The organism is Salmonella sp. SAL4457 (genome assembly GCF_046548235.1).
Classification (GTDB): Bacteria; Pseudomonadota; Gammaproteobacteria; order Enterobacterales; family Enterobacteriaceae; genus Salmonella; species Salmonella enterica.
Window position 1 is genome coordinate 1 of the sequence record NZ_JBGDZO010001137.1, and the last position, 245, is coordinate 245.

Genomic DNA, 245 nt, shown 5'->3' on the forward strand with positions numbered 1-245 from the left:
GGGCCATGCCGGACCTGGACATCGCCCAGAGGATCCGCGTCGAGGCGTACAGGCCCGAGTTGCCTACCGAGAGGATGGCGGTGAGGATGACGAAGTTCATCAGGTCCGCCGCGTAGGGAATCCCGACCATGTCGAACACCTGCACGAACGGGCTTTCCATCAGCCCGGCCTGTTGCCAGGGAATGATGGCGGAAAGCACGACGATGGCCAGCACGTAGAAGATCAGTACGCGGAACACCACGTTG

At 62.0% G+C, this 245-nt stretch carries 1 protein-coding gene; it reads right to left on the bottom strand.

What is annotated here, in order from left to right; genetic code table 11:
* The coding region (locus tag ACLJNW_RS27740) for an amino acid permease (RefSeq protein ID WP_410961797.1) at positions 1-245 on the bottom strand (245 nt) is incomplete at both ends.